Source organism: Vibrio sp. 2132-1 (assembly GCF_033344315.1).
Window position 1 is genome coordinate 1 of sequence record NZ_JAWPON010000086.1, and the last position, 1,141, is coordinate 1,141.

Sequence of the window (1,141 nt, forward strand, 5' to 3'; positions counted from 1 at the left end):
TCGATTTGTTCGATGTTTGCGATAGTACGTTTGTCTTCTTGATTTAGAACTAGAGCATTAAACATAAGGTTCTCCGAGTGTGCGATAGCGCGGCTGGAATGCCACGAGCAGCAAGCCATTAACTGCCTGTAAGTGTATGCCTTCTTTATTTATGAATAAAATGAAACTTCATCATCTAATTTATGTGTTTTGTGCATAAATTATAGGGTGCCTAATAAAAGAAAAGGCGACATAAGATGCCGCCTTAAGTGTAATACCAAATTTTGCTGGTATTGGTTGATTACCTAACTGGTGATGTTAAGGGCTACGGGCGCTCAAAGACTGTCGCGATACCCTGACCAAGACCGATACACATGGTCGCAAGGCCGTATTTGGCGTCCTTGGCTTCCATTAGGTTGATAAGCGTTGTTGAGATACGTGCGCCAGAACAACCCAATGGGCGACCTAGAGCAATCGCGCCGCCATTCAGGTTCACTTTTTCGTCCATCACCTCAAGCAGACCTAGGTCTTTCGCACATGGCAGAGATTGCGCTGCAAACGCTTCGTTTAGCTCGACAACGTCCATATCTTCAATTGCAAGGCCTGCACGTTTGAGCGCTTTTTGCGTTGCAGGTACAGGGCCGTAACCCATGATGGATGGATCGCAACCTGCGATCGCCATGCCTTTGATTCGTGCGCGAATCTTCAAACCAAGTTCATTGGCTTTCTCTTCGCTCATGATCAGCATTGCGGATGCACCATCGGATAGGGCTGAAGATGTACCGGCTGTTACGGTACCGTTCGCTGGGTCGAATACCGGGCGAAGTTGAGACAGACCTTCAACGGTGGTCTCTGGACGAATCACTTCATCGTAATCTAACTGGAACAACGTACCGTCTGCTGCGTGGCCTTCGGTTGGTAGGATTTCGTTTTTAAAGCGACCTTCCAATGTTGCTGCGTGAGCACGAGCATGAGAGCGCGCCGCAAACTCATCTTGTTGCTCACGGCTGATACCATGAAGCTTACCAAGCATTTCAGCGGTTAAACCCATCATACCAGCGGCTTTGGCGACATTTTTCGACATGCCAGGATGGAAGTCTACACCGTGGTTCATTGGTACGTGACCCATGTGCTCGACACCACCGATCAGGCAAATTTCCGC

Annotated in this window: 1 protein-coding gene; it reads right to left on the bottom strand. The window is 48.5% G+C overall.

Annotated elements, in window-relative coordinates; genetic code table 11:
* Nucleotides 1–304: 304 nt before the first annotated feature.
* Nucleotides 305–1,141, bottom strand: an 837-nt coding sequence (gene fadA / locus R8N47_RS23600) for an acetyl-CoA C-acyltransferase FadA (protein ID WP_318185903.1), incomplete at its 5' end; no start/stop codon positions are given.